Source organism: Aquipuribacter nitratireducens (assembly GCF_037860835.1).
GTDB lineage: Bacteria > Actinomycetota > Actinomycetes > Actinomycetales > JBBAYJ01 > Aquipuribacter > Aquipuribacter nitratireducens.
Genome location: NZ_JBBEOG010000001.1, coordinates 390,498 through 412,924, shown reverse-complemented (window position 1 = coordinate 412,924; position 22,427 = coordinate 390,498). Strand labels below are relative to the sequence as shown.

At 75.7% G+C, this 22,427-nt stretch carries 18 protein-coding genes; 12 read left to right on the top strand and 6 right to left on the bottom strand.

Annotation, left to right across the window (positions count from 1 at the left end; all coding sequences use genetic code 11):
- Positions 1 to 24 precede the first annotated feature (24 nt).
- A complete protein-coding gene (locus WAB14_RS01730) occupies positions 25 to 1,290 on the bottom strand; it encodes an MFS transporter (protein ID WP_340266764.1) in 1,266 nt (421 codons plus the stop codon).
- A gap of 69 nt (positions 1,291 to 1,359) precedes the next feature.
- Between WAB14_RS01730 and WAB14_RS01725 the strand changes: the two genes are divergently transcribed.
- Entirely contained in the window at positions 1,360 to 1,983 is a 624-nt protein-coding gene (locus WAB14_RS01725; RefSeq protein ID WP_340266762.1) for an ArsR/SmtB family transcription factor, read from the top strand.
- 56 nt (positions 1,984 to 2,039) lie between these two features.
- On the top strand, positions 2,040 to 2,723 hold the full coding sequence (locus tag WAB14_RS01720; protein WP_340266760.1) for a TIGR00266 family protein: 684 nt from the start codon (positions 2,040 to 2,042) through the stop codon (positions 2,721 to 2,723).
- 49 nt (positions 2,724 to 2,772) lie between these two features.
- On the opposite strand, the gene WAB14_RS01715 is transcribed toward WAB14_RS01720, so the two are convergent.
- Entirely contained in the window at positions 2,773 to 4,959 is a 2,187-nt protein-coding gene (locus WAB14_RS01715) for a DEAD/DEAH box helicase (protein WP_377002106.1), read from the bottom strand.
- A gap of 73 nt (positions 4,960 to 5,032) precedes the next feature.
- Positions 5,033 to 7,687 (bottom strand): hypothetical protein, encoded by a 2,655-nt coding sequence (locus tag WAB14_RS01710; protein ID WP_340266758.1) that lies wholly within the window; start codon positions 7,685 to 7,687, stop codon positions 5,033 to 5,035.
- An 82-nt stretch (positions 7,688 to 7,769) separates the two neighbouring features.
- On the opposite strand from WAB14_RS01710, the gene WAB14_RS01705 reads away from it, so the two are divergent.
- From WAB14_RS01705 to WAB14_RS01670, 8 genes are all read left to right on the top strand, one after another.
- Entirely contained in the window at positions 7,770 to 10,019 is a 2,250-nt protein-coding gene (locus WAB14_RS01705) for a chorismate-binding protein (protein WP_340266756.1), read from the top strand.
- A 66-nt stretch (positions 10,020 to 10,085) separates the two neighbouring features.
- A complete protein-coding gene (locus tag WAB14_RS01700; RefSeq protein WP_340266754.1) occupies positions 10,086 to 10,928 on the top strand; it encodes a nitrilase-related carbon-nitrogen hydrolase in 843 nt (280 codons plus the stop codon).
- Between the two features lie 91 nt (positions 10,929 to 11,019).
- On the top strand, positions 11,020 to 12,207 hold the full coding sequence (locus WAB14_RS01695; RefSeq protein ID WP_340266752.1) for an AI-2E family transporter: 1,188 nt from the start codon (positions 11,020 to 11,022) through the stop codon (positions 12,205 to 12,207).
- Between the two features lie 72 nt (positions 12,208 to 12,279).
- A complete protein-coding gene (locus WAB14_RS01690) occupies positions 12,280 to 12,522 on the top strand; it encodes an AbrB/MazE/SpoVT family DNA-binding domain-containing protein (protein ID WP_340266750.1) in 243 nt (80 codons plus the stop codon).
- Positions 12,519 to 12,959 (top strand): PIN domain-containing protein, encoded by a 441-nt coding sequence (locus WAB14_RS01685; RefSeq protein ID WP_340266748.1) that lies wholly within the window; start codon positions 12,519 to 12,521, stop codon positions 12,957 to 12,959. The genes WAB14_RS01690 and WAB14_RS01685 overlap by 4 nt, the downstream gene beginning before the upstream one ends.
- Before the next feature lie 63 nt (positions 12,960 to 13,022).
- Positions 13,023 to 14,432: a dihydropyrimidinase gene (gene hydA, locus WAB14_RS01680; protein WP_340266746.1), complete on the top strand. Its 1,410-nt coding sequence runs from the start codon at positions 13,023 to 13,025 to the stop codon at positions 14,430 to 14,432.
- Positions 14,433 to 14,470: 38 nt separating this feature from the next.
- Positions 14,471 to 15,958 carry a CoA-acylating methylmalonate-semialdehyde dehydrogenase gene (locus WAB14_RS01675; RefSeq protein WP_340266744.1) on the top strand — a complete coding sequence of 496 codons (1,488 nt, stop codon included), beginning with the start codon at positions 14,471 to 14,473 and terminating at the stop codon, positions 15,956 to 15,958.
- A 10-nt stretch (positions 15,959 to 15,968) separates the two neighbouring features.
- Positions 15,969 to 16,982 (top strand): TIGR03842 family LLM class F420-dependent oxidoreductase, encoded by a 1,014-nt coding sequence (locus WAB14_RS01670; protein ID WP_340266742.1) that lies wholly within the window; start codon positions 15,969 to 15,971, stop codon positions 16,980 to 16,982.
- An 18-nt stretch (positions 16,983 to 17,000) separates the two neighbouring features.
- Here the strand turns inward: WAB14_RS01670 and WAB14_RS01665 are convergent, their stop codons facing one another.
- Positions 17,001 to 17,738, bottom strand: coding sequence for an SDR family oxidoreductase (locus tag WAB14_RS01665; RefSeq protein ID WP_340266740.1), 738 nt, complete (start codon positions 17,736 to 17,738; stop codon positions 17,001 to 17,003).
- 133 nt (positions 17,739 to 17,871) lie between these two features.
- On the opposite strand from WAB14_RS01665, the gene WAB14_RS01660 reads away from it, so the two are divergent.
- Both WAB14_RS01660 and WAB14_RS01655 read left to right on the top strand, forming a co-directional pair.
- On the top strand, positions 17,872 to 18,126 hold the full coding sequence (locus WAB14_RS01660; RefSeq protein ID WP_340266738.1) for a hypothetical protein: 255 nt from the start codon (positions 17,872 to 17,874) through the stop codon (positions 18,124 to 18,126).
- Between the two features lie 15 nt (positions 18,127 to 18,141).
- Complete coding sequence (locus tag WAB14_RS01655) at positions 18,142 to 19,485, top strand: aspartate aminotransferase family protein (RefSeq protein WP_340266736.1); 1,344 nt, start codon at positions 18,142 to 18,144, stop codon at positions 19,483 to 19,485.
- A 6-nt stretch (positions 19,486 to 19,491) separates the two neighbouring features.
- On the opposite strand, the gene WAB14_RS01650 is transcribed toward WAB14_RS01655, so the two are convergent.
- Together WAB14_RS01650 and WAB14_RS01645 are read right to left on the bottom strand one after the other, a co-directional pair.
- Complete coding sequence (locus WAB14_RS01650) at positions 19,492 to 19,983, bottom strand: VOC family protein (protein WP_340266734.1); 492 nt, start codon at positions 19,981 to 19,983, stop codon at positions 19,492 to 19,494.
- A 1,458-nt stretch (positions 19,984 to 21,441) separates the two neighbouring features.
- A complete protein-coding gene (locus tag WAB14_RS01645) occupies positions 21,442 to 22,419 on the bottom strand; it encodes a phosphatase PAP2 family protein (RefSeq protein ID WP_340266732.1) in 978 nt (325 codons plus the stop codon).
- Positions 22,420 to 22,427 lie beyond the last annotated feature (8 nt).

Genomic DNA, 22,427 nt, shown 5'->3' with positions numbered 1-22,427 from the left:
GCGGCCCCTGCCCGCGCGGCGGCCTCAGGCGGCGAGCTCGGCCTCCGCGCCGGCGGGGCGCGTCGCCGGTCCCGTCGGTGCCGTCGGCTCGAGGTCCGAGCGCCACCACAGCGCCCGCCACAGCCACGCGGTGACGAGGAGGCCACCGACGCCTGCACCCACGACGAGCTCCCGGGGTCCGAGCACCGTCCCCAGTGCGCCACCGGCGACGAGCCCGAGGACCGACGCCGTGCGCAACGCCCCGGACACCGAGCCGAGCACACGACCGCGTCGCTCGGCCGGCACCCGCAGCGCCATGGTCGTCTGCGCCGACACGTTGACGAGGCCGTTCGCCACCCCGAGCAGCAGCATGGCGGCTCCGAGCAGCAGCACGGTCGGGGCCAGACCGCCGGCGACGAGCGCGAGCGACATCCCGAGCGCACCGACGACGGCCGCCCGCACCAGCCGCCGGCCCGCGCCGAGCCCGCCCGCCAGGAGCGTGCCGACGACGAGGCCGACCGCCATGACGGACCCCACGACCCCGTAGTCGAGCTCGCTGCCGCCCAGCTCGCCGCGCACGAGCAGCACGAGGACCACCCCGACGACCTCGACGGCGAGCACGAACGCGACGAAGCCGACGACGAAGGTCCGCACGACGGGCTCGCCGCGGACGAAGCGGAGACCGTCGAGCACGTGCACCGGCTCGGCCGGGGCACCCGCTCCCCCGCGGGTCGCCCGCGTGAGCGCTGCGAACACCGCGACGGCGGAGTAGCCGACGGCCGCGGCACCGAGCGCCGCCGGGACGCCCCCGACGGCGACGGCGCCCCCCGCGGCCAGCGGTCCCGCCATGCCGAGCAGCATGACGAGGGAGTGGACGGCCCCGACCGTACGCGCGAGCTGCTCGCGGGCGACGAGCTCCGGCAGGAGGGCCGCCCACGTCGGCCCCGCCACCGCCTGACCCACCTGCACGAGCAGGAGGGCGGCGACGAGGAGCCAGCCCGGGGCGCCGGACGCGGCGGCGGCCGCCGCGGCTGCGCACACCAGCGCCTGCCACGCCGCGGCACCGGTCGCGAGCAGCCGCGACGAGAACCGGTCGACGAGCGGGCCCGCGAGCACGGAGCCGACGGCGACCGGGAGCGCCGCGGTCACGAGGAGGAGGGCGGTGCCCCGGCTCCCCCAGCCCGCCGCGTAGGCGTGGAGGAGGAGAGCGACGACGACGACCTCGCCGGCGAGGAAGGTGACGGCCTGCGCGGAGCCGGCGAGCCGTACGTCCCGGATCGCCCACGGTGAGTCGTGAAGGAGTCGCTTCATGGATGTGAAGGTAGTGCTTCACGACTCATTTGTGAAGGGCCTGCTTCAGACATGTCGTACGGTGGCTCCGTGAGCGAGCAGGGACAGCCCGGCGAGAGAGGCTGGCAGCCCGGACCGGGCGACGTCGTCCTCGAGGACGCCGCGGCCATCCGCGCGCTCGCCCACCCCGCCCGCCTCCTCGCGACGGAGCTGCTGTTCGCCCGTAGGGGCGTCGCGCTCACCGCGACGGAGCTCGCCGCCGAGGCAGGGCTCACCCCCAGCGCCATGAGCTACCACCTGCGGGCGCTCGAGCGGCACGGGCTCGTCGTCCGCGCGGAGGCCACGGGCGACGAGCGGCAGCGACCCTGGCGCGCGGCCGGCGAGCAGGTCGTCGTCCGCAGCGGCGGGTCGGGTGCGGGCGAGCAGACCGCGAACCGGGCCGCCACCGACCTGCTCCTCGGCGCGATGCTCGAGCGGCTCGCCGCGTCCCTGGCGGCCCTGTCGGCGCGCGCCCACCGGGAGGACCCCGAGTGGCGCGTCGGCGGCCTGTTCCCGACCACGCTCCACCTCAGCGCGGCCGAGACGGCCGAGCTGTCCCGGGAGCTCGCCGCCGTCGTCGAGCGCTACGCCGCCCGCCACGAGCGCCGGGAGCCGGGGACCCGGACCGTCGCCGTGACGCTCGCGCTCGTGCCCGAGGCGGCGCCCGAGGACTAGCGTGACGCGCGGGCCGCGGCGAAGGGCGCCCGGCACCGGCCACGAAGGAGCACGCCGTGAGGGTGTCGGTACGCCACCAGCCGTCGTTCGCCGTCGTCCGCGTCGAGCTCGCCCCCGGCGAGCAGGTCCGCGGCGAGTCCGGGTCGATGGCGGCCCACTCGTGGGGCGTGGAGGTGCAGGCGCAGATGCAGGGCGGGCTCATGCGCTCGCTGTCGCGCAGCGTGCTCGGCGGGGAGTCCCTCTACGTCACGACCTTCACGGCGCACCCGGAGCACCCGGGCTGGGTCGACCTCGCCGCCCGCCTCCCCGGTGACGCGCTCGTGCTCGACGTCGAGCCCTCGAGCGGGCTCGTCCTCACGCGCGGGTCGTGGCTCGCCTCGGACGCCGGGGTCGAGCTCGACACCCGGTGGGGCGGCGCCAGCTCGTTGTTCGGCGGTGAGGGCGGCTTCGTCGTGCACGCCACCGGCCGCGGGACGGTCGTCGGCGCCTGCTACGGCGCCCTCGACCGGCACGACCTGCCCGAAGGCGGCGGCTTCACCGTCGACACCGGTCACGTCGTCGCGTACGAGGACCGGGTCCAGCCGCGCATGCGGAAGGTGAGCCGCGGTGTCCTGCAGTCGATGAAGTCGGGCGAGGGCTGGGTCTTCGACTTCCAGGGCCCCGGCACGGTCTGGACGCAGTCGCGCAACCCCACCGAGCTCGTCGGCTGGCTGGCCGCGCAGCTGCCGAACCGGCAGTAGCCCGCCCCGTCGGGCGCTGACGCCACGGCGGCGGACCGCCTCGGCCCCATCAGCCGGCGATGCCGAGGGTCAGCGGCAGCACGGCGTCCGCGCCGGCCCGCCGGAGCTCCCGCGCCGCGACCGTCAGGGTCCACCGGGAGTCGACGAGGTCGTCGACGAGCAGCACCGGCCCCCGCAGGCCGGCGAGGCGCTCGGTGAGCTCCGGCGGCACCGCGAGCCGCTCCCACACCCCGGCGAGCCGCACGGCGCTGTTGCCGCCGGCCCCGCCGCTCGGGCCGCCGTGGACGAGGGCGAGCTCGCCGAGGTCCGCGAGCCGGCCCACCTCGGCGAGCCGGGACCGGAACGAGGCGACGAGCTGCGGCCTCGACCGCGACGGGACCTGGACGACGGCGACGGGTCGCTCCGCCCAGTCCCACTCGCGCAGCACCCGCACGGCGGCGGTGAAGAGGTCGTCCGGCACGGGTGCGTCGACGGCGTGGCCGTCCTCGTCCGTCCGCAGCGCCTGCCGCAGCGCCGCGCCCCACCCGAGGTCGGTGAGCCGCGCGACGGCGCGGCCGTCCGCCGCCCGCTCGCTGTCGGGGATGCGCCCCTTGACGGGGACCCCGACGGCGTCCATCCCGGTCGGCCACGCCGTGCGCGCCTCGACGACGACCCCGGGCCGCCGCAGGACCTCGTCGAGGACGTCGCGGCCCTGACCCGACAGGCTCGTCGGGTACCACGGTCCGAGGCACACGTCGCAGCGCCCGCAGTCGCCGGCGTGCGGGTCGTCGAGCCGCTCACGCAGGAAGCGCATCCGGCACACGCCGGTGTCGTCGCGGACGTAGTCGCGCATCGCCTGCTGCTCCGCGGCGCGCGCCGCCTCGACCCGGGCGTAGCGGGCCGACTCGTGGTGCCACTCCTGGCCCGTGGCGACCCAGCCGCCGCGGACCCGGCTGACGGCTCCGTCGACGTCGAGCACCTTGAGGAGCAGCTCGAGCTTGCCGCGCTTGAGCTCGACCCGCGGCTCGAGGGCGGCGGTCGACAGCGGCCGGTCGGCCCGCCCGAGGACGTCGAGGACCCGGTGGACGCTGTGGGGCCCGGGGAAGGACATCGACGCGAACCACGCCCAGATCGACTCGTCCTCCGGGCCCGGCAGCAGCAGGACGTCGGCCGACGCCACGGCGCGCCCCGCCCGCCCGACCTGCTGGTAGTACGCGATGGGCGAGTCGGGGGCGCCGAGGTGGACGACGAAGCCGAGGTCGGGCTTGTCGAACCCCATGCCGAGCGCAGACGTCGCGACGAGCGCCTTGACCCGGTTGTCGAGGAGCGCCCGCTCGAGCGCCACCCGCTCCTCCGGGTCGGTCCGCCCCGAGTACGCGCGGACCTCGTGGCCGGCCGCGCGGAGGGCCTCGGCGACGTCCGTCGCCTGCGCGACCGTGAGGGTGTAGACGATGCCGGAGCCGGGCAGGTCCGACAGGTGCTCGGCCAGCCACGGCAGCCGGTCGTCGCCCCGCAGGCGCAGCACCCCGAGGCGGAGCGAGTCCCGCCCGAGCGGGCCGCGCAGGGTCACGACCTCGTGGGTGGCACCGGATGCCCCGGCCGCGAGCTGCTCGGTGACGTCGGTGACGACGCGGGCGTTGGCCGTCGCGGTCGTCGCGAGCACCGGGGTGCCGACCGGCAGGCCGGCGAGCAGGTCGCGGATCCGGCGGTAGTCGGGCCGGAAGTCGTGGCCCCAGTCGGAGACGCAGTGCGCCTCGTCGACGACGAGGAGACCGACGTCGCGCGTGAGCTCCGGCAGCCACGACTCGCGGAACTCGGGGTTGTTGAGCCGCTCGGGGCTCACGAGGAGCACGTCGACCTCGCCGGCCGCGAGGCGCTCACGGACCTGCTGCCACTCCGTCACGTTGCCGCTGTTGACGGTGTGGGCCCGCACGCCCGCCCGCGCCGCCGCCTCCACCTGGTTGCGCATGAGCGACAGCAGCGGGCTGACGATGACGGTGGGCCCCATGCCGACGGCCCGCAGCAGGGCCGTGGCGACGAAGTACACCGCCGACTTGCCCCAGCCGGTGCGCTGGACCACGAGGACCCTGGCCCGTTCGACGAGCAGCGCCCGGACCGCCTCGAGCTGGTCGGGACGGAAGGCGGCGTCCTCCCGCGCCGTGAGCCGCCGCAGCACCTCGCGGGCCTCGTCGGCCAGCGAGTCGGGGTCGACGAGGGGCCCGAGGTCCACGGCGCTGGTGGGGGTCGCGGTGCTCACGGTGACGACGCTACGACGAGCCCCGGACACCACGGGCCGCCGCGCACCCCGCCTGTGGACGACGGGGCGCTCGTCAGACCGGCGGCACCTGGAGGAACGTCGGCTCCGGGCGGGGGCCGCCCGCGACGACGTCGAGGTCGGGCGGGGGCACGCCGAGGGCGTCGACGACGGCGTCCTCGTGGGCCCAGAACCCGGCCACCGGGTCGTACCAGGCCCACGGCGGCGGCAGGGTCGGGTCGCCCGGGAGCCGGTCGGCGAGCGCCGCGAGACCGGCGTCGCCGGCCTCCAGCAGGTCGTCGTACAGCGGGTCCGCCCGCGTGATGCTCGCCCGCAGGCGCTCCAGCGACCCGGCCGTCACCCGGAGCCGGAGCCAGCGGTGGCGGTCCCACTGGTCCTCGTCGCGGAAGCGCTCCCGCAGTCGGGCGCCCGCCACGGCGCCCCGCAGCGCGAGGGCCGCGACGGTCGTGCGGGGCATGAAGAGGCTGACACCCCCCTCGCCGGGGTGCTGCCGCACCGCCGCGATGCGGCTGCGGAAGCCGGGCAGGTCCGCCTGGAGGCCGTCCCGCCAGTCCCGCGCCGCCGCCACGGCGGACGACAGGAGGCTCACGACGCCCTCCCCCAGCCGCCCACCGGGCACCGGCAGCACCTGCCAGTCCTGCGGCAGCGCGACGTCCTGCAGGGGCTGCCCGGGCGGGTGGGCCCCGAGGTCGAGACCGAAGCTCGGCCAGCGCGGCAGGTAGGTGTCGAAGAGGTGGACTGGGAAGTTGCTCGTGATGCCGCCGTCGGACACCCACAGCGGTTCGGCCACCCACGGGTGGGCCTGGGTCGGCACCGGCACGAGCCCGCCGTCCTCGCGCGTCGCGAGCTCCCGCCCGAGGTCGTCCCGCGACGTCGTGACGGGCAGGAGCCGGTACAGCCGCACGGCGGAGAGCAGGACGGGCAGCGCGAGGCTCAGCCGGACGGCGACGACGACGGGCAGGTTCCACGGGTGCGGCAGCCGGTGCAGCGTCACCTCGCCCGTCCCGTGCGCGCGCGGCACGGTCCGGGAGGGGACGACCGCCGTCATGGCGTCGACGACGTCCGCCGGCAGCACCTGCGAGGCCACGAGCTCGGCGGCGTCGAACCACAGCTGCTCGACGCCACGGTCACCGCGCCCCTCGAGGTGGTGCAGCGCCTCCGGCCGCCCAGCGGGCGGCGCCGTCGGTGGATCGGCCACCGGTCGTGGGAAGCGGACCGGGCGACCGCGGGTGAGGTCCGTCGTCATGACCTCGAGGTTGACCAGACGGAGCGCGGGCCGGTCCGCCAGCTCCCGCAGGGGCGTCTCGGCGGGCGTCGGGGCGCCGTCCCCGCTCTCCGGGACGGGCACGAACCCGGGTCCGGCCCACAGGTGGCCGAAGCACAGCACCGTCCCGGGTGCGCCCGCGAGGTCCGCCAGGGACTCCGACAGCCACGTCACGAGGGACCGCTCGACCGTCGCGCGGGGCGCACCCACGAGCCACGACACGAGCCGCTGGACGGGACCGGGACGGTCGGGCGGCGTCGCGCCGGCGACGACACCCCAGCCCCGACCGCGTCCGCCGAGCACCCACCGGACGGCGGCCCACGCGAGCACGACGGCGGTGAGGAGCGCGGCGGACAGCGTCACGACGACCGTCGCGAGGAACGTGTCGCCGTCCAGGACGGCGACGCCCACCCCGGCGAGCGCGACGGCAGCGACGAGCGCGACCGCGGCCACGACCGCGGCGGTGCGGGCGCGGGCGGGTTCCGGTCCGCTCCCGGCGCGTCCGGCGAGCCGTCGCAGCAACGGCGTCGGCTGCCACGGCTCCCCCGCCCCGGCGAGGCGTCCCCGGGCGAGCAGCAGGAGGCCACCGCCGACGAGCCCCGTGACCACGAGGGCGGCCGCGGCGAGGAGGAGCAGCGCGAGGGACCACGTCGTGCCGGCCACGGCCGACAGCGCGGCGACCGCGGCCACGGCGACCCCGGCGAGCACCGCCCCGCCCACCGGTCCGGTCGCCGCGACGGCGGCCACGGGCACGGCCCAGTACCGGCGCCGCAGGACGGCGACCGCGAGGGCGAAGACCGCCCGCTGCCGGCGCAGCGGGCGGAACAGCTGCGCGAGGCGGTACTCCTCCCGCGCGCCGTCCTCGCCCGGGGCACCGGCGCCGGGGTCGTCGAGCTGCACGAGCCACGCGAGGAGGTCCGCGAGACCGGTGAAGCCGGCGCGCCACCGGCCGGCGCCCGCCTCACCCGCGCCCTCCCGGCCCGAGCTGCGCCCGAGCTCCGCCGCCGCGGTCGCCGCCGCCGCGATCGCCCCCGCGCTGGAGCCGCCGACGTTGCGGACGCGGTGACCGCGGGCGATCTCGCAGACGGCCAGCGGGTACACGACCCCGGACGTGGCGCCACCGCGCATCGCGAGGTCGACGCTGTGCCGGACGTACTGCTGCTGCTCCGCCGGGGCGAGCCCCGTGAGGCGCGCGGGCGGAGTCCGCAGGAGCCGGTCCCGCAGGACGGGGTCCGCGACGAGGTCGTAGGAGTCCGGCCGGGCCCACCCGCCGAGCACGCCCGGGCTGTCCGCCCACAGCCAGCGGTCGGGATCGCCCCCGGGTGCGGGCGGCACGACGGCGACGCCGTCCGGGAGGTCGGCGAGCAGGTCGTCGACGTGCGGGGTCGTCGTGCCGAGCAACCGGGCGAGGGTCGTCATGGCCGCCGCCCCGTACCGCACCGTCATCGACACCCGTCCCCTCGCCGTGGTCCTGCGCCACCACCCAACCCCACGTGGCCGCGGGACGCACCGACGCTAGCCTCCGGGCGTGCCCGCGCCGCGCGTCCGTCGGCTCGTCGGCGAGGCCGTCCCGGCCCTCGACGGCGTGCCCGCCGTCGACGTCGTCCGTGCCCTGTCCGGCCTGGCCGGCGCCCGGCGGCTCGCCGTGCTGTCCGGCGGGTGGGCCGCGACGGCGCCGCTGCTGCTGAGCGCGGACCCCGTCGAGGTGCACGAGGAGCTGCCCGGCTCGGCACCCGTCGACCCGTTCGCCCTCCTCGACGAGCCGGTGCCGCTCGCCCGGGACCTGCGGGCCCCGCCCGGGGCCGTCGGCGGGGGCTGGGTGTGCCTCCTGGGCCACGCTCTCGGTCGCCGGACCGGCCGGGTCCGGGGTCCCCTGCCGCCGCTGGTCGGGCCGGCGCTGCCGACCGTGTCGCTCGCCCGCACCGACCACGTCCTGCGCCACGACGGGGCGGGGTGGTGGGCGGAGGCCCTCGACCCGGGCGACGGCTCGGCCGTCGACGCGGCCCGCCGCCTGGCGGACGAGGCCGTGCGGGGGCTCGCCGCCGCGCCGCCGGGTGACGGGACGACGGACGGCGCGCCCGACGGGGCGTCCCTCGTCGCCGACGTCGTCGCCCCGGACGGTACGGCGCACATGCTCGCGGTCGAGCGGGTCGTCCACGCCGTGCGGGCCGGGGACATCGCCCAGGCGAACGTCTGCTCCCGCTTCTCCCTGCGGCTGCGCGACGGCGGGGCCGCCGCGGTCGGGGCGTGGCTCGCGCTCGTGGCGGCGCTGCGGCCCGCGCGCGCCGCGCTCGTCACCGGCCCGTGGGGCGCCCTCGTCGGCGCGTCGCCCGAGACCTATCTCGACCGGGACGGCGACCGGGTGACGTCGGCGCCGATCAAGGGGACGCGCCCGGCGGGTCAGTCGGCGGAGCTGGTCGCGTCCGCGAAGGACTCGAGCGAGAACGTCATGATCGTCGACCTCGTCCGCAACGACCTCGCGAGGGTCTGCGAGCCGGGGACGGTGCGGGTGGAGGACCTGCTGAGCGTCGGACGGCACGCCGGCGTCGAGCACCTCGTCTCCCGGGTCTCCGGGACGCTGCGACCCCGGACCGGCACGGGAGCGGTCGTCGCGGCGACGTTCCCGCCCGGCTCGGTGACCGGGACGCCGAAGCAGCGGGCCTCGGAGGTGACGGACGCCGTGGAGGCGGCCGCACGGGGCGCCCACACCGGAGCCGTCGGCTTCGTCGGTCCTCGCCTCGCCCGGCTCGCCGTCACCATCCGCTCGCTCGAGGTCGCCGCGGACGGCACCGCGGCCCTCGGGGTCGGGGGCGGGGTCGTCGCGGACTCCACCCCCGCCGAGGAGTGGCACGAGGTCCTGACGAAGGCGGCGCCCCTCGTGCGCGCCCTGGGGGCGGAGCCGCCGCGACCGGATCCCGACACCGCGAGCCGGAAGGGCCTCGCCGACCCCGCCGGCGGCCTGCTCGAGACGCTGCTCGCGACCGACGGCCACCTCCACGAGGCCGCCGACCACGTGGCACGCCTCCGCCGCTCCTACTGGGAGGTGACGGGACGCTCCCTCGACACCGACGCGCCGGACCTCGCCGCTGCGCTGGCCGCCGCCGCAGAGGCCGCCGGTCCCGGGACGCACCGCGTCCGCGTCCGCTGCGCCACGACCCCGACCGGGAGCGCCCCCGTCCTCGTCGAGCACGAGCCTCTCGCCCCCACCCCGCTCGTCGTCGAGCAGACGGGTCTCGTGCTCCTCGCCGTCCCGGCGCCCGAGCACGGGCTCGAGCGGCACAAGTGGGCCGACAGGCGCCGGCTCGACGAGGTGCACGGGGCCGCGGTGGCCGCGCACGCCGACGACGCCGTCCTCGTCGAGCCCTCGGGTGCGCTGCTGGAGACGACGCGCGACTGCCTCGTCGCCACCGTGGCGCCGGGGCCCGACGGCCGGCGCGGCCTCGTGACACCGCCGGAGGACGGCCGCGTCCTGCCCGGGGTCACCCGCCGCGTGCTCCTCGACCTCGCGGCGGAAGCCGGCTGGGCCGTCCGGCTCGGCCCGCTCGACGCGCCCACGCTCGAGTCGGCCGACGGGCTGCTCGCGTGCAACGCGCTGCGCGGCGTCCGGTGGGTCCGCGAGGTCCGGGGCGCGGCCGACGGAGGCACCAGGGCGACGGCGCGGAGCTGGGCGGCGCCGGGCGACGGGGTCGTGGCCCTCGCCGAGATGCTGAGGACGAGGCGGCGGCTCACGACGACGGGGGCACCCGCGGGCCTTTACCGCCGTCCCGGCCTCGCCTAGCGTCGGGCTCCCGGGCGCCGGACCCGGGCCGGGGCACGCGCCCCGGGGACCGGAAGAGGTGACGCCATGTCCCGCGTCGTGCGCTCCGCGATCGTCCAGACCGCCTGGACCGGCGACAAGGACTCGATGCTCGACCTCCACGAGAAGCACGCGCGCGACGCCGCGGCGCAGGGCGCGCAGGTCATGTGCTTCCAGGAGCTGTTCTACGGCCCGTACTTCTGCCAGGTGCAGGACGCCGAGTACTACGCCTACGCCGAGGCGGTCCCCGACGGCCCGACCGTCCATAGGTTCTCCGCGCTCGCCAAGGAGCTCGGCATGGTGCTCGTGCTGCCCGTGTACGAGCAGGAGCAGGCGGGCCTGCTCTACAACACCGCCGCGGTGGTCGACGCCGACGGCACGTACCTCGGCAAGTACCGCAAGCACCACATCCCGCAGGTGAAGGGCTTCTGGGAGAAGTTCTACTTCCGTCCCGGCAACCTCGGCTGGCCCGTCTTCGAGACCGCGGTCGGCAAGGTCGGCGTCTACATCTGCTACGACCGGCACTTCCCGGAGGGCTGGCGGGCCCTCGGCCTCGCGGGCGCGGAGATCGTCTTCAACCCGTCGGCCACCTCCCGCGGCCTGTCGAGCTACCTGTGGAAGCTCGAGCAGCCGGCGAGCGCGGTCGCCAACATGTACTTCGTCGGCGCCATCAACCGGGTGGGCGTCGAGCCGCTCGGCGACGACGACTTCTACGGCACGAGCTACTTCGTCGACCCGCGGGGCCAGTTCGTCGGGGAGACCGCGAGCGGGCACGAGGAGGAGCTCGTCGTGCGCGACCTCGACCTCTCCCTCATCGAGGAGGTCCGCAACCAGTGGGCCTTCTACCGGGACCGCCGCCCGGACGCGTACGGCTCGCTGACCGACGCCTGAGCGGGGAGCCGACCCGCGGGAGGGGTGGGGCGCCGAGCGGTGGGTAGGGACCGGGACGACCGGTCGAGCCCTCACCCGCGAGGAGACCCCCGTGCCCGAGTCCCCGTCACGCCCCGTCGCCGACGGCGTCCTGGCCCCGCTGCCCCGCTGGCTGCGCCGGACCGTCGCCTACGGGATCGCGGCGCTCGTCGCGGCCGCCGTCGTGGCCGTGGTCACCGTCGCCCTGCTGCGGGTCGGGGTCGTCGCGTTCGCGCTGCTCGCCGCGCTGCTACTCACGGCGCTGCTCGCCCCGGTCGCCACGGGTCTGCGGCGCCTCGGGCTGCCCCGGGCCGTCGCGGCGCTCGCCGCCCTGCTCCTGCTCCTCGGTGTCCCGGTCGGCATCGGCTGGCTCCTCTACAGCCGGGTCATGGTCCAGCTCGAGGCCGTCGGGCCCGCCGTCACGGCGGGTCTCGACCGGATCCGCGAGTGGCTCGTGACCGGTCCGCTCGGGGTCGACCCGGCGCGGATCGACGAGCTGCGGACGTCCGCCTTCGACGCCGCCCGCGCCGCGCTCCCGAGCCCCGTCGCCGGGACGACCACCGCCCTGCACGTGCTCACCGGCCTCCTCCTCGTCGTCTTCGCCGTGTTCTTCCTCGCCAAGGACGGCGACGCGATGTGGCGGTGGTTCCTGTCGTGGGTGCCGGAGGAGCGGCGCGCCCGCGTCGACGGTGGGGGCCGCCTCGCGTGGTCCACCGTCACCGCCTACGTCCGCGGGACCGTCCTCGTCGCCCTCGGCGACGCCGTCGGCATCGGGCTGGGCCTGCTCGTCCTCGGGGTGCCGCTGTGGCTGTCCCTCGCCCTCCTCACCTTCGTGAGCGCGTTCGTCCCGATCGTCGGGGCGACGATCGCCGGCGCGGCCGCCGTCCTCGTCACCCTCGTGACGAACGGGGCGACCGACGCCCTGCTCGTCCTCGGTCTCGTGCTCCTCGTCCAGCAGCTCGAGGGCAACCTCCTCCAGCCGCTCGTCATGAGCGGCGTCGTCAAGCTGCACCCGCTCGTCACGGTGTCCGCCGTCACCGTCGGCACCCTCCTGCTCGGGATCGCCGGCGCGGTCCTCGCCGTCCCGGTCGTCGCCGTCGGCTACCGCCTCGTCAGCTACCTCGCGGGGCGGGACCACGCCCCGGACGACACCGACGACGAGCGGGGCGGGCCGGACGACCCGGAGGGAGCGGCTTCCCGGCGGGCCCCCGCCGAGGAGCCCGGCCCTGCGATACTGCGCGGCTCGCCCGCGCGTCGGTGAGCCGACTGGTCGCTTTCTACAATGCACGGTGGTTTTCATGCAGTGAGAACTGTGTCGTCTACAGCAGCCCTCATGAAGGTGTCCCGGAACGGTCAGGTCTCCCTGCCGGCCGACGTACGTCGCCGCTGGGCCACCTCCCACGTGCTCGTCCTCGATCTCGGGGACACCCTCGTGATGCGCCCCGTGACCGGTGACCCGGTCGAGGACGTCGACGCGGTCATCGGGCGCTACCGGACCCCCGTCACCTCCGACGAGCTGCAGGCGCTGTCCCGGGAGGAGGAGGCCCGGATCGAGACGCGCAAGGAACCGCCGTGATCCTCGACGCCTGCGCGCTCGTGGCCGCGCTGCGCGGGGAACCGGCGGCACCCGTCGTCCGTGGCCTGCTGCTGGACCCGGACGTGGGCACCCGGACCCTCGCCACCACCCTCACCGAGGTCGTCGACCGTGTCGGCCGCCTCAGCGGCCGGCCGGCGAGCGACGTCGCGCTGAGCCTCCGGCAGCTGCCGCTGTCGGTGACCGGCGTCGACGCGGACCTCGCCGTCCGGGCGGGAGTGCTGCGGGCGCACGCCTACCACCGCACCCGCGCGCCGCTCAGCCTCGCCGACTGCCTCGTCCTCGCTGAGGGTGTGCGCTCCGGAGCCCCCGTCGCCACGTCCGACCCCGACATGCTCGACACGCTCCGCGTGGCGGGCGCCCCATACGTGGCCCTCCCCCGCGCGGACGGCTCGGTCCACGACCCCGCAGCCGCATGAGGGTCCTTTACCCGCGCCGGACCCCGGTCTAGCGTCGAGAGCCCCGGACGCGAGGAGCGCAGCATGACCCGGACCCTCATCACCAACGGCACGGTCGTCAGCGCCACGGGCGCCATCGCCCACGACGTGCTGGTCGAGGACGAGAAGGTCGTCGCCCTCCTGGCCCCCGGCACGCAGGGCATCACGGCGGACACCACGGTCGACGCGACGGGCACGTACGTGGTGCCGGGCGGCATCGACGCCCACACCCACATGGAGCTCCCGTTCGGCGGGACGTTCTCCTCCGACACGTTCGAGACGGGCACGCGTGCCGCGGCGTACGGCGGCACGACGACGATCATCGACTTCGCCGTGCAGACGGCCGGCAACGACGTCCGAGAGAGCCTCGACACGTGGTACGGCAAGGCCGAGGGGGAGTGCGCCGTCGACTACGCGTTCCACATGATCATCGGCGGGGTCGACGACGCGAGCCTCAAGCTCATGGGCGACCTCGTCGCCGAGGGCATCACGAGCTTCAAGCTCTTCATGGCGTACCCGGGCGTCTTCTACTCCGACGACGGGCAGATCCTGCGCGCGATGCAGCGCGCCGCCGAGCTCGGGGCGCTCATCTCCATGCACGCCGAGAACGGCATCGCGATCGACGTGCTCGCCGAGCAGGCCGCCGCCCGCGGCGAGACCGCGCCCATCCACCACGGCATCACCCGACCCGCGCGACTGGAGGGCGAGGCCACGCACCGGGCCATCCAGCTCGCCCTCGTCGCCGGGGCACCGGTCTACTTCGTCCACCTGTCGAGCAGCGAGGCGCTGGCGGAGGTCGTCCGCGCACGCGCCGAGGGCCACAACGTCTTCGCCGAGACGTGCCCCCAGTACCTCTACCTCACGCTCGAGGACCACCTCGGCGCCCCCGGCGAGGACGGGTTCGAGGGGGCGAAGTACGTGTGCTCCTCCCCGCTGCGGAGCAAGCACGAGCACCACCACCGCGACCTGTGGCGGGGGCTGCGCACGAACGACCTCGCCATCGTCGCGACCGACCACTGCCCGTTCTGCTTCAAGGACCAGAAGGAGCTGGGCCGCGACGACTTCCGCCTCATCCCCAACGGCATCGGCGGGGTCGAGCACCGGATGGACCTCGTCTACCAGGGCGTCGTGACCGGTGAGCTCAGTCTCGCCCGGTGGGTCGAGACGTGCGCCACGACACCGGCGCGGATGTTCGGCATGTACCCGAAGAAGGGCGTCATCGCCCCCGGGTCGGACGCCGACATCGTCCTGTACGACCCGCAGGCCCGGACGACGATCAGCGCCGCCACGCACCACATGGCGATGGACTACTCCGCCTACGAGGGGTTCGAGATCGCCGGCGGGGTCCGGACCGTCATGTCCCGCGGCACCGTCGTCGTCGACCGCGGGCAGTACCTCGGGACGAAGGGCCACGGCCGGTTCGTGCCGCGCGGGCTGTCGTCGTACCTCCGCTGAGCACCTCCGCTGAGCACCCGCGCTGAGAGGATCCGTCCGTGAACCGCATCTCCCACTGGGTCGACAACGGCGTCCGCCCGGGCGTCTCCGGCCGCAGCGCCCCCGTCCACGACCCCGCCACCGGCGAGGTCAGCGCCCACGTCGACCTCGCGAGCACCGCCGAGGTCGACGCCGCGGTGTCCTCCGCCGCCGAGGCGGCGACCGAGTGGCGGGAGACCTCGATCGCCGCCCGCACCCGGCTGCTGTTCCGCTTCCGCGAGCTCGTCGAGGCGAACCGGGACGAGCTCGCCCGGCGGCTGTCCGCCGAGCACGGGAAGGTCCTGTCCGACGCCGGCGGCGAGGTCGCGCGGGCCCTGGAGAACATCGAGTACGCGTGCGGGCTCGCGGAGCTCCTCAAGGGCGGCTACAGCGAGCAGGCCTCCGGCGGCGTCGACGTCTACTCCCTGCGGCAGCCGCTCGGGGTCGTCGCCGGCATCACGCCCTTCAACTTCCCGGCGATGGTCCCGCTGTGGATGATCCCGAACGCCGTGGCGTGCGGGAACACGTTCGTCCTCAAGCCGAGCGAGAAGGACCCCTCGGCGCCGATGTTCGTCGCCGAGCTCTTCGCCGAGGCCGGGTTCCCGCCCGGTGTCCTCAACGTCGTCAACGGCGACGCGGAGGCCGTGAACCACCTGCTCACGCACCCGGGGATCGCGGCGGTCAGCTTCGTGGGGTCGACGCCGATCGCGCGGCACGTCTACACGACGGGCACGGCGGCCGGGAAGCGCGTCCAGGCCCTCGGCGGGGCGAAGAACCACATGGTCGTGCTGCCCGACGCCGACGTCGACCTCGCCGCCGACGCGGCGGTCGGCGCCGCGTACGGCTCGGCGGGCGAGCGGTGCATGGCCGTCAGCGTCGTCGTCGCCGTCGGGGACGTCGGCGACGCGCTGGTCGACGCCGTCGCCGCCCGCGTCGACAAGCTCGTCATCGGGCCCGGCTCCGACCCGGACTCCCAGATGGGACCGCTCATCACCCGCGAGCACCGCGACCGGGTCGCCGGCTACGTCGACGCCGGCGAGCAGGCCGGCGCCCGCGTCGTCGTCGACGGGCGGCAGAAGCGGTTCGACGGCGACGGCTTCTTCCTCGGGGTCACGCTGCTCGACCACGTGACCGCGGACATGAGCGTCTACACCGACGAGATCTTCGGGCCGGTGCTGTGCGTCGTGCGCGCGGAGACGTACGCGGAGGCCGTCGGACTCGTCGAGGCGAACCCCTGGGGCAACGGGGCGGCGATCTTCACCCGCGACGGCGGCGCGGCCCGGCGCTTCCAGCACGAGGTGAGCGCCGGGATGGTCGGGGTCAACGTCCCGATCCCCGTCCCGGTCGGCTACTACTCCTTCGGTGGCTGGAAGGACTCCCTCTTCGGTGACACCCACATGTACGGCCCGGAGGGCATCCACTTCTGGACGCGCGGCAAGGTCGTGACGAGCCGCTGGCCGGACCCGGCGACGTCGAGCGTCGACCTCGGCTTCCCGCGGAACCACTGAGGGCGCGCGCATGGACCTCGGGCTCGTGCTGCAGAACGACCCGCCGGCGTGGCGGGTCGTCGACCTGCTCCGCCGCGCGGAGACCCTCGGCTTCAGCCACGGCTGGACGTTCGACTCCCACGTGTTGTGGCAGGAGCCGTACGTCGTCTACAGCCAGGTCCTCGCCGCCACCCACCGGATGGTCGTCGGCCCGATGGTGACGAACCCGGGCACCCGCGACTGGACGGTGATCGCGAGCCTCCACGCCACGCTGCACGACATGTACGGCGAGCGGACGGTGTGCGCCTTCGGTCGCGGCGACTCCGCGATGCGCTACATCGGCCGCAGCCCGTGCACGCTCGGGGAGGTGCGCGACGCCATGCACACGGTCAAGGCCCTCGCCGAGGGACGCACCGTCACATACAACGAGCGGGAGATCGCCTTCCCGTGGCGCGCCGGCGGGTCCCTGCCCGTCTACATGGCCGGGTACGGGCCCAAGGCGCTGCAGACGTGCGGCGAGCACGCCGACGGCTTCATCCTCCAGCTGGCGGACCCCTCGATCGTCGAGTGGACGATCGGCGCCGTCCGCGAGGCCGCGGCCGCGGCCGGGCGGGACCCGGACTCCCTCTACGTGATCGTGGCCGCGCCCGCGTACGTCGGGCCCGAGGAGCGCCTGCCGCACATGCGCGACCAGGTCCGCTGGTTCGGTGGCATGGTCGGCAACCACGTCGCCGACCTCGTCGGGCGCTACGGCGACGCCGGGGCGGCCGTGCCGACCGCCCTCACCGACTACATCCGGGGCCGGCAGGGCTACGACTACGCCGAGCACGGCCGGGCGGGCAACACGCACACCGACTTCGTGCCGGACGAGGTCATCGACCGCTTCTGCCTGCTCGGGCCGGTCGAGCGCCACCTCGAGCGGCTCGCGGAGCTGCGTGACCTCGGCGTCGACCAGTTCGCCGTCTACCTCATGCACGACGAGCCGGAGGCGACCCTCACCGCCTACGGCGAGCGGGTCGCGCCCGTCCTGCGTCGGGGGACCTGACCGGGCCCGTCGGACCGGTCAGCTCTGCTGGCCCATGGGCCAGAACGCCCACGACTGCGTCCGCATGCTCCGCGGCTGCTGGAGCACGGTGACGATCGCGTGGGCGACCTGCTCCGGTCGCAGGTACTCCGCCAGCGCCGGATCGCCCTCGGTGCGCCCGCGGCCGATGGCGAACTCAGTCTCGACCCCGGCCGGGTTGACCGTCGACACCCGGATGCCCTTCTCCCGCAGCTCGCGGTCGAGGGAGCCCGCAAGGCCCTGCTGGGCGAACTTCGTCGCCGCGTACACGGCCTCGTCCGCGCCGCCGCGGAAGCTCGCGACGGAGGCGACGATGACGACGTCGCCCTCGCCGCGCTCGAGCAGGTGCGGCAGGGCCGCGCGGATCGTGTGGACGGTGCCGGTGACGTTCGTGTCCACCATGTCGGCGACCTCGTCGTCGCTCATGTGGAGGATCGAGCCGTAGGAGCCGATCCCGACGTTCGGCACGACGGAGTCCAGGCGCCCCCACCGGTCGAGCGCCGCCTGCACGAGGCGCGCGTTGCCCGCAGGCTCACGGACGTCCATCTCGACGCACTCGACGCGGTCCCGGCCGAGCTCGTCGGCGAGGGCGTCGAGGCGCTCCAGCCGGCGGGCGCCGACGGCGACGTTCGCGCCGGCGGCGACACACGCCTCCGCGGTCGCGCGACCGATCCCGGCGCTCGCTCCGGTGATGGCGACGACGGTGCCGGTGAGGTCCCGGGGCTGCATGAGGGTCATGGACGGGACGGTAGACAGCGACCGGGCGACCCGCGCGTCCAGGGGGGTTTCGCCCCCCGTGCACCGGGCACCTCGTCCTCGGGTCGCACGCGCCCCGCCGCGACCCCGCCCGACGACGAGGAGGAGGAGCAGCATGCACGTCTCCAAGGCCGAGGTCCTCGACAGCCTCCGCACCCGAGGCGACGACGAGCAGGTCCGACGCGCCGAGTCCGAGCTGCCCGAGCGGGTCGACACCGAGGAGCACGCCGAGCTGCTCCGCTCCCTCGGGCTCGACCGCGCCGACGTCGCCGCGCTCGGCTCCGACACCGGGCTCGGCAGCGGTCAGGCGAGCGGCCTCGGCGTGAACTTCCAGAGCGAGCCCGAGTCCCTCGACCCGCGCGACGAGTAGCCCTACCGTCAGGCCATGACGCTGACCGACCCGGCGGTCGGGCACGCGGGCACCGCTCCCGCGTCCGACCGCGCCCGCACCGAGGACCTGCTCGCCCGCCACCGCGCCGTCATGCCCCGCTGGCAGGCGCTGTACTACGAGCAGCCGATCGCCCTGTCGCACGGCGAGGGCCGGCACGTGTGGGACGTCGAGGGCACGCGCTACCTCGACTTCTTCGGCGGCATCCTCACGACGATGACCGCGCACGCCCTGCCCGAGGTCACCGCGGCGGTGCAGGAGCAGGCCGGGAAGATCCTCCACTCGAGCACGCTCTACCTCAACGAGCAGACCATCGAGCTGGCCGAGCGCATCGCCGGGCTGTCCGGCATCCCCGACGCGAAGGTGTTCCTCACGCCGTCCGGGACCGAGGCCAACGACGCGGCGCTCCTCATGGCGACCGCGTACCGGCGCAGCAACCAGGTCCTCGCGATGCGCAACAGCTACCACGGGCGCTCGTTCTCCACGATCGGCATCACGAGCCACCGCTCGTGGAGCCCGACGAGCTTCTCCGGGCTGCAGGTGACGTACGTCCAGGGCGGCTACCGGCTCCGCTCCCCCTTCCGCGACCTGCCGGACGGGGAGTACACGGCGGCATGCGTCGCCGACCTGCGCCAGCTGCTCGACATGGCGACCTCCGGCGACGTCGCGTGCCTCATCGCCGAGCCCGTCCAGGGCGTCGGCGGGTTCGCGACACCGCCCGACGGCTTCTTCGGCGCGATCAAGGAGGTCCTCGACGAGCACGGCATCCTCTTCGTCTCCGACGAGGTCCAGACCGGCTGGGGCCGTACGGGCGAGAACTTCTGGGGCTACCAGGCGCACGGCATCACGCCGGACCTCCTGACCTTCGCCAAGGGCGTCGGGAACGGAGTCCCCCTCGGCGGCGTGGTCGCCCGGGCGGAGGTCGTCGACGCCATCGCCGCCAACCACATCTCGACGTTCGGCGGGTCCCCGCTCGTCTCCGCGGCCGCGAACGCCAACCTCCGCTACCTCGTCGAGCACGACCTCCAGGGCAACGCCCGCCGCCAGGGCGAGCGCCTGCGCGCGGTGCTCCAGCCGGTCGTGAACGAGACGCCGTGGATCGCCGAGCTGCGGGGCAAGGGCCTCATGCTCGCCCTCGAGACCGTCCACCCGGGCGGCGTCGAGCCCGACCCGGCGCGGGCCGCCGCGCTCACGGAGGCCTGCAAGGAGCGCCTGCTCCTCATCGGCAAGGGCGGGCTGTACGGCAACGTGCTCCGCGTCGCGCCGCCCCTCACGCTCACCGACGACGAGGCCGACGAGGGCGCCGCGCTCCTCGCCGACGCCATCCGCTCGATCGGCTGAGCGCGCTCAGCGGGCCCCGACGACCTCGGCCGGAGGCTCCTCGACCCACGTCACGAGCTGGACGAGGAGACCGCTGGGGTCGCGGTACTGGCTGAACCGCTCGCCCCACGGCTCCGTCTCGGGCGCCGCGACGACGTCGACGCCCGAGGCGACGAGGCGGGTGTGCTCCGCGTCGACGTCCTCGACGACGAAGGCGAGGAGCACGCCCGCGACCCTGCTCCCGCGCAGCTCGGCGGGGGCGAGGGTCGGCAGGTCGGGGTCGAGGAGCACGAGGTTGGCGCCCGAGTCGGGATGAGCCAGGGACACGAATCCGTCGGCCCGCATGGCGACGACGAAGCCGAGATGGTCGACGAACCAGTCGGCCGAGCCGGCAGGGTCGGGGACGACGAGCGACACGGCGGTACCGGTGAGGCGCACACCCGACGAACACCGCTCGGCCCTCGCGGGTTCCCGGTCCCCCGACTCCGCGGTGTCCGCGTGCGGCCGGGCACGGATCATGACCCTTGTCGTGCGATCCGGGCACCGGCGGCGACGGACCTCACGGATCATGACGGTCGTCGCCGGGGCGGCTGCTGGGGCGGGTGCGTAACCCGTCCGGCTCAAGACCGTCACGCAGATGCCGATGAGGCACACGTGAGCGACGCCGAGCCGGTGGAGCCACCGGCCCCGCGCGAGCCCGCGGTGACGGTGGTGCCCTACCCCGTACCGCCACAGAAGCGGCGGTGGTTCTCCCGACGGGAGGAGAAGGCGCCGGCGCCGCCGGTGCCGCCGCCCGCCCCCCGCTTCGCCGGCGCCGACGACCGTCGCGCGGCCGGGTCCGGTGTCATGGGGTCCGGCACGCCGCAGACCTCGTTCTCCCGCGGCGCACCCGCCCGCTCCGGCGAGCCCGGCGGACGCCCCGGCGGCCGCCTCAACGCCCTGCCCCTCACGCGCAGCACCCCCGCCCGCCTGGCGTCCGGGGTCGGACCCGTCGAGGTGCAGTGGCCGGAGCCGCCTGCCCCGGCACCGCCCGTCGCGCCACGGGCCGGGACGTCCCCGGCCCCACCGGCCCCACCCGTCCTCCCGACGCAGCCCCTTCCGGGCCCGTCGCAGCCGTCGACCGGCGTGGTCCCGCCGGGCCCGTCGACGGCGCGGCCCGTCGGTGCCCCCGTTCCCCGTCCCGCACCGTCCGCGCCGCCCGTCGGCGCCCAGCCCGTGCCGTCGGCCCGCCGCACGACCCGCACCGCGCCCGTCTCCCCCGACAGCGCGAGCGACGCCGCCCCCGGGACCGCGACCGGCGTGTGGCAGCCGCTGCCCCGGAGACGCGCCGAGGACCGGCTCCGCGACCAGGGCTTCCCCACGGCCCCCGGCCACCAGGACGTCGCGCTGCGCGCGGTCGAGGCGCTCGTCACGGAGCTGTCCGCGACGCGCGCGCTCCTCGGGCAGCTCCTCGACTCGCACCGCAGCGAGACCACCCTGCTGCGGGAGGAGGTCGCGCGGCTGCGCGAGGAGGTGCAGCAGCGCCCGGTCCACCCCAGGGTCCTGTCGGCACGGGAGCTGCTCCAGGCGCACAACGACGAGCTCGCCGACCGCGCCTCGCGCCTGGGTGTGGCCGCGTCCGACGCGTTCGCCCGCGCCGCCGACGAGGTCGGCCTGTCGCCCGAGGGTCTCGACGCCGTCCAGGCGTGGGTGCTCGGCGGTGGGCGGGGGGTCGTCGTCGACCCGGACCCGCAGCGTCGCCTCACGCTCGGGCTCGCCGTGCTGCGGCACGTCAGCGGCACGGGCCGGCCCGTCGTCGTCGTCGCGCCCCGCCGCGCGGACGTCGCCGTGTGGGCCGAGGAGCTGCGCGGCGCGATGCCCGGCACCGCCGTCACGACGAGCACCGCACTGCACGGCAGCCCCGACGCCAGCGGGCACGTGCTCGTGACGACCGCGCGCGCGTACGCGCGCACGGTCCAGGCCCGCGGCGACGCCGGCTCAGCGGCTCCCGAGCTGCTCGTCGCCGTCGACCCGGAGCGGTTCGCCACCCCGAGCCTGCAGCCCGCCCTCGACAGCCGCAGCCCGTGGCGGCTCGGGTTGAGCGGCTCCTACCGGCGCAGCGACGACGGCCTCGTCCGCATCACCGACCCCTACTTCTCCGGCGGTGTCGTCGACGTCGCGCGACCCGCCCTGCCGGGCGGTCCGACCGGCTGAGCCCTGCCCGCCCGACTGGGCGCCCGCGGCACCGACCCGGCCCTCCCTGCTGCGCAGGAACAGCTGGTGCGCGCCGAGGACGACGGCGAGCCACGCGACACCCATCGCCCAGCCGACGGCGACGTCGGTGAACCAGTGCTGCCCGAGGTAGACCCGGGACAGCCCCATGAGACCGGCGTGGAGCACGGCGAGCGTGACGGCCACGACGGCCACCCGGCCGGAGCGCCCGGGCCGCGCCCGGATGATGAAGAGGTACGCGAGGACGCCGGCGATGATCGTGGCGTTGAGCGCGTGCCCGCTGGGGAAGGACCACGACGGCTCGAGCTCGCCGACGGCCGTCGCGTCCGGCGGACGCTCCCGGTCCGCGTACGCCTTCGTCGTCATCGACATCGCCAGCGACCCGGCACCCGCGACGAGCATGAGGAGGAAGGGCGTCCTGCTCCGCCACAGCACCCCCAGCCCGACGACGGCGAGGAACGTGAAGAGGATGCCGAAGACGGGGCTCCCGAGGGCGCTGTAGACGCGCACGACGACCTCGCCGACCGGCTCGCGCAGACCGACGAACCACTCGAGCACCGGCTCGTCGAACGCGTCGAGGGAGTTGTCGGACTCCGACAGGAAGAGCGCGCCGGTGAGCGCGAGGCACGGGGCGACGACGAGGGCGAGGACGGCGAGCGCCGCCCACCGGGCGCGGGCCCCGCGCAGGCGGCCCCAGTCGGCGGAGGTGTCCCCCCCGCTCGGCATCTCGATGTTCTGCGGCACGGAGGGAG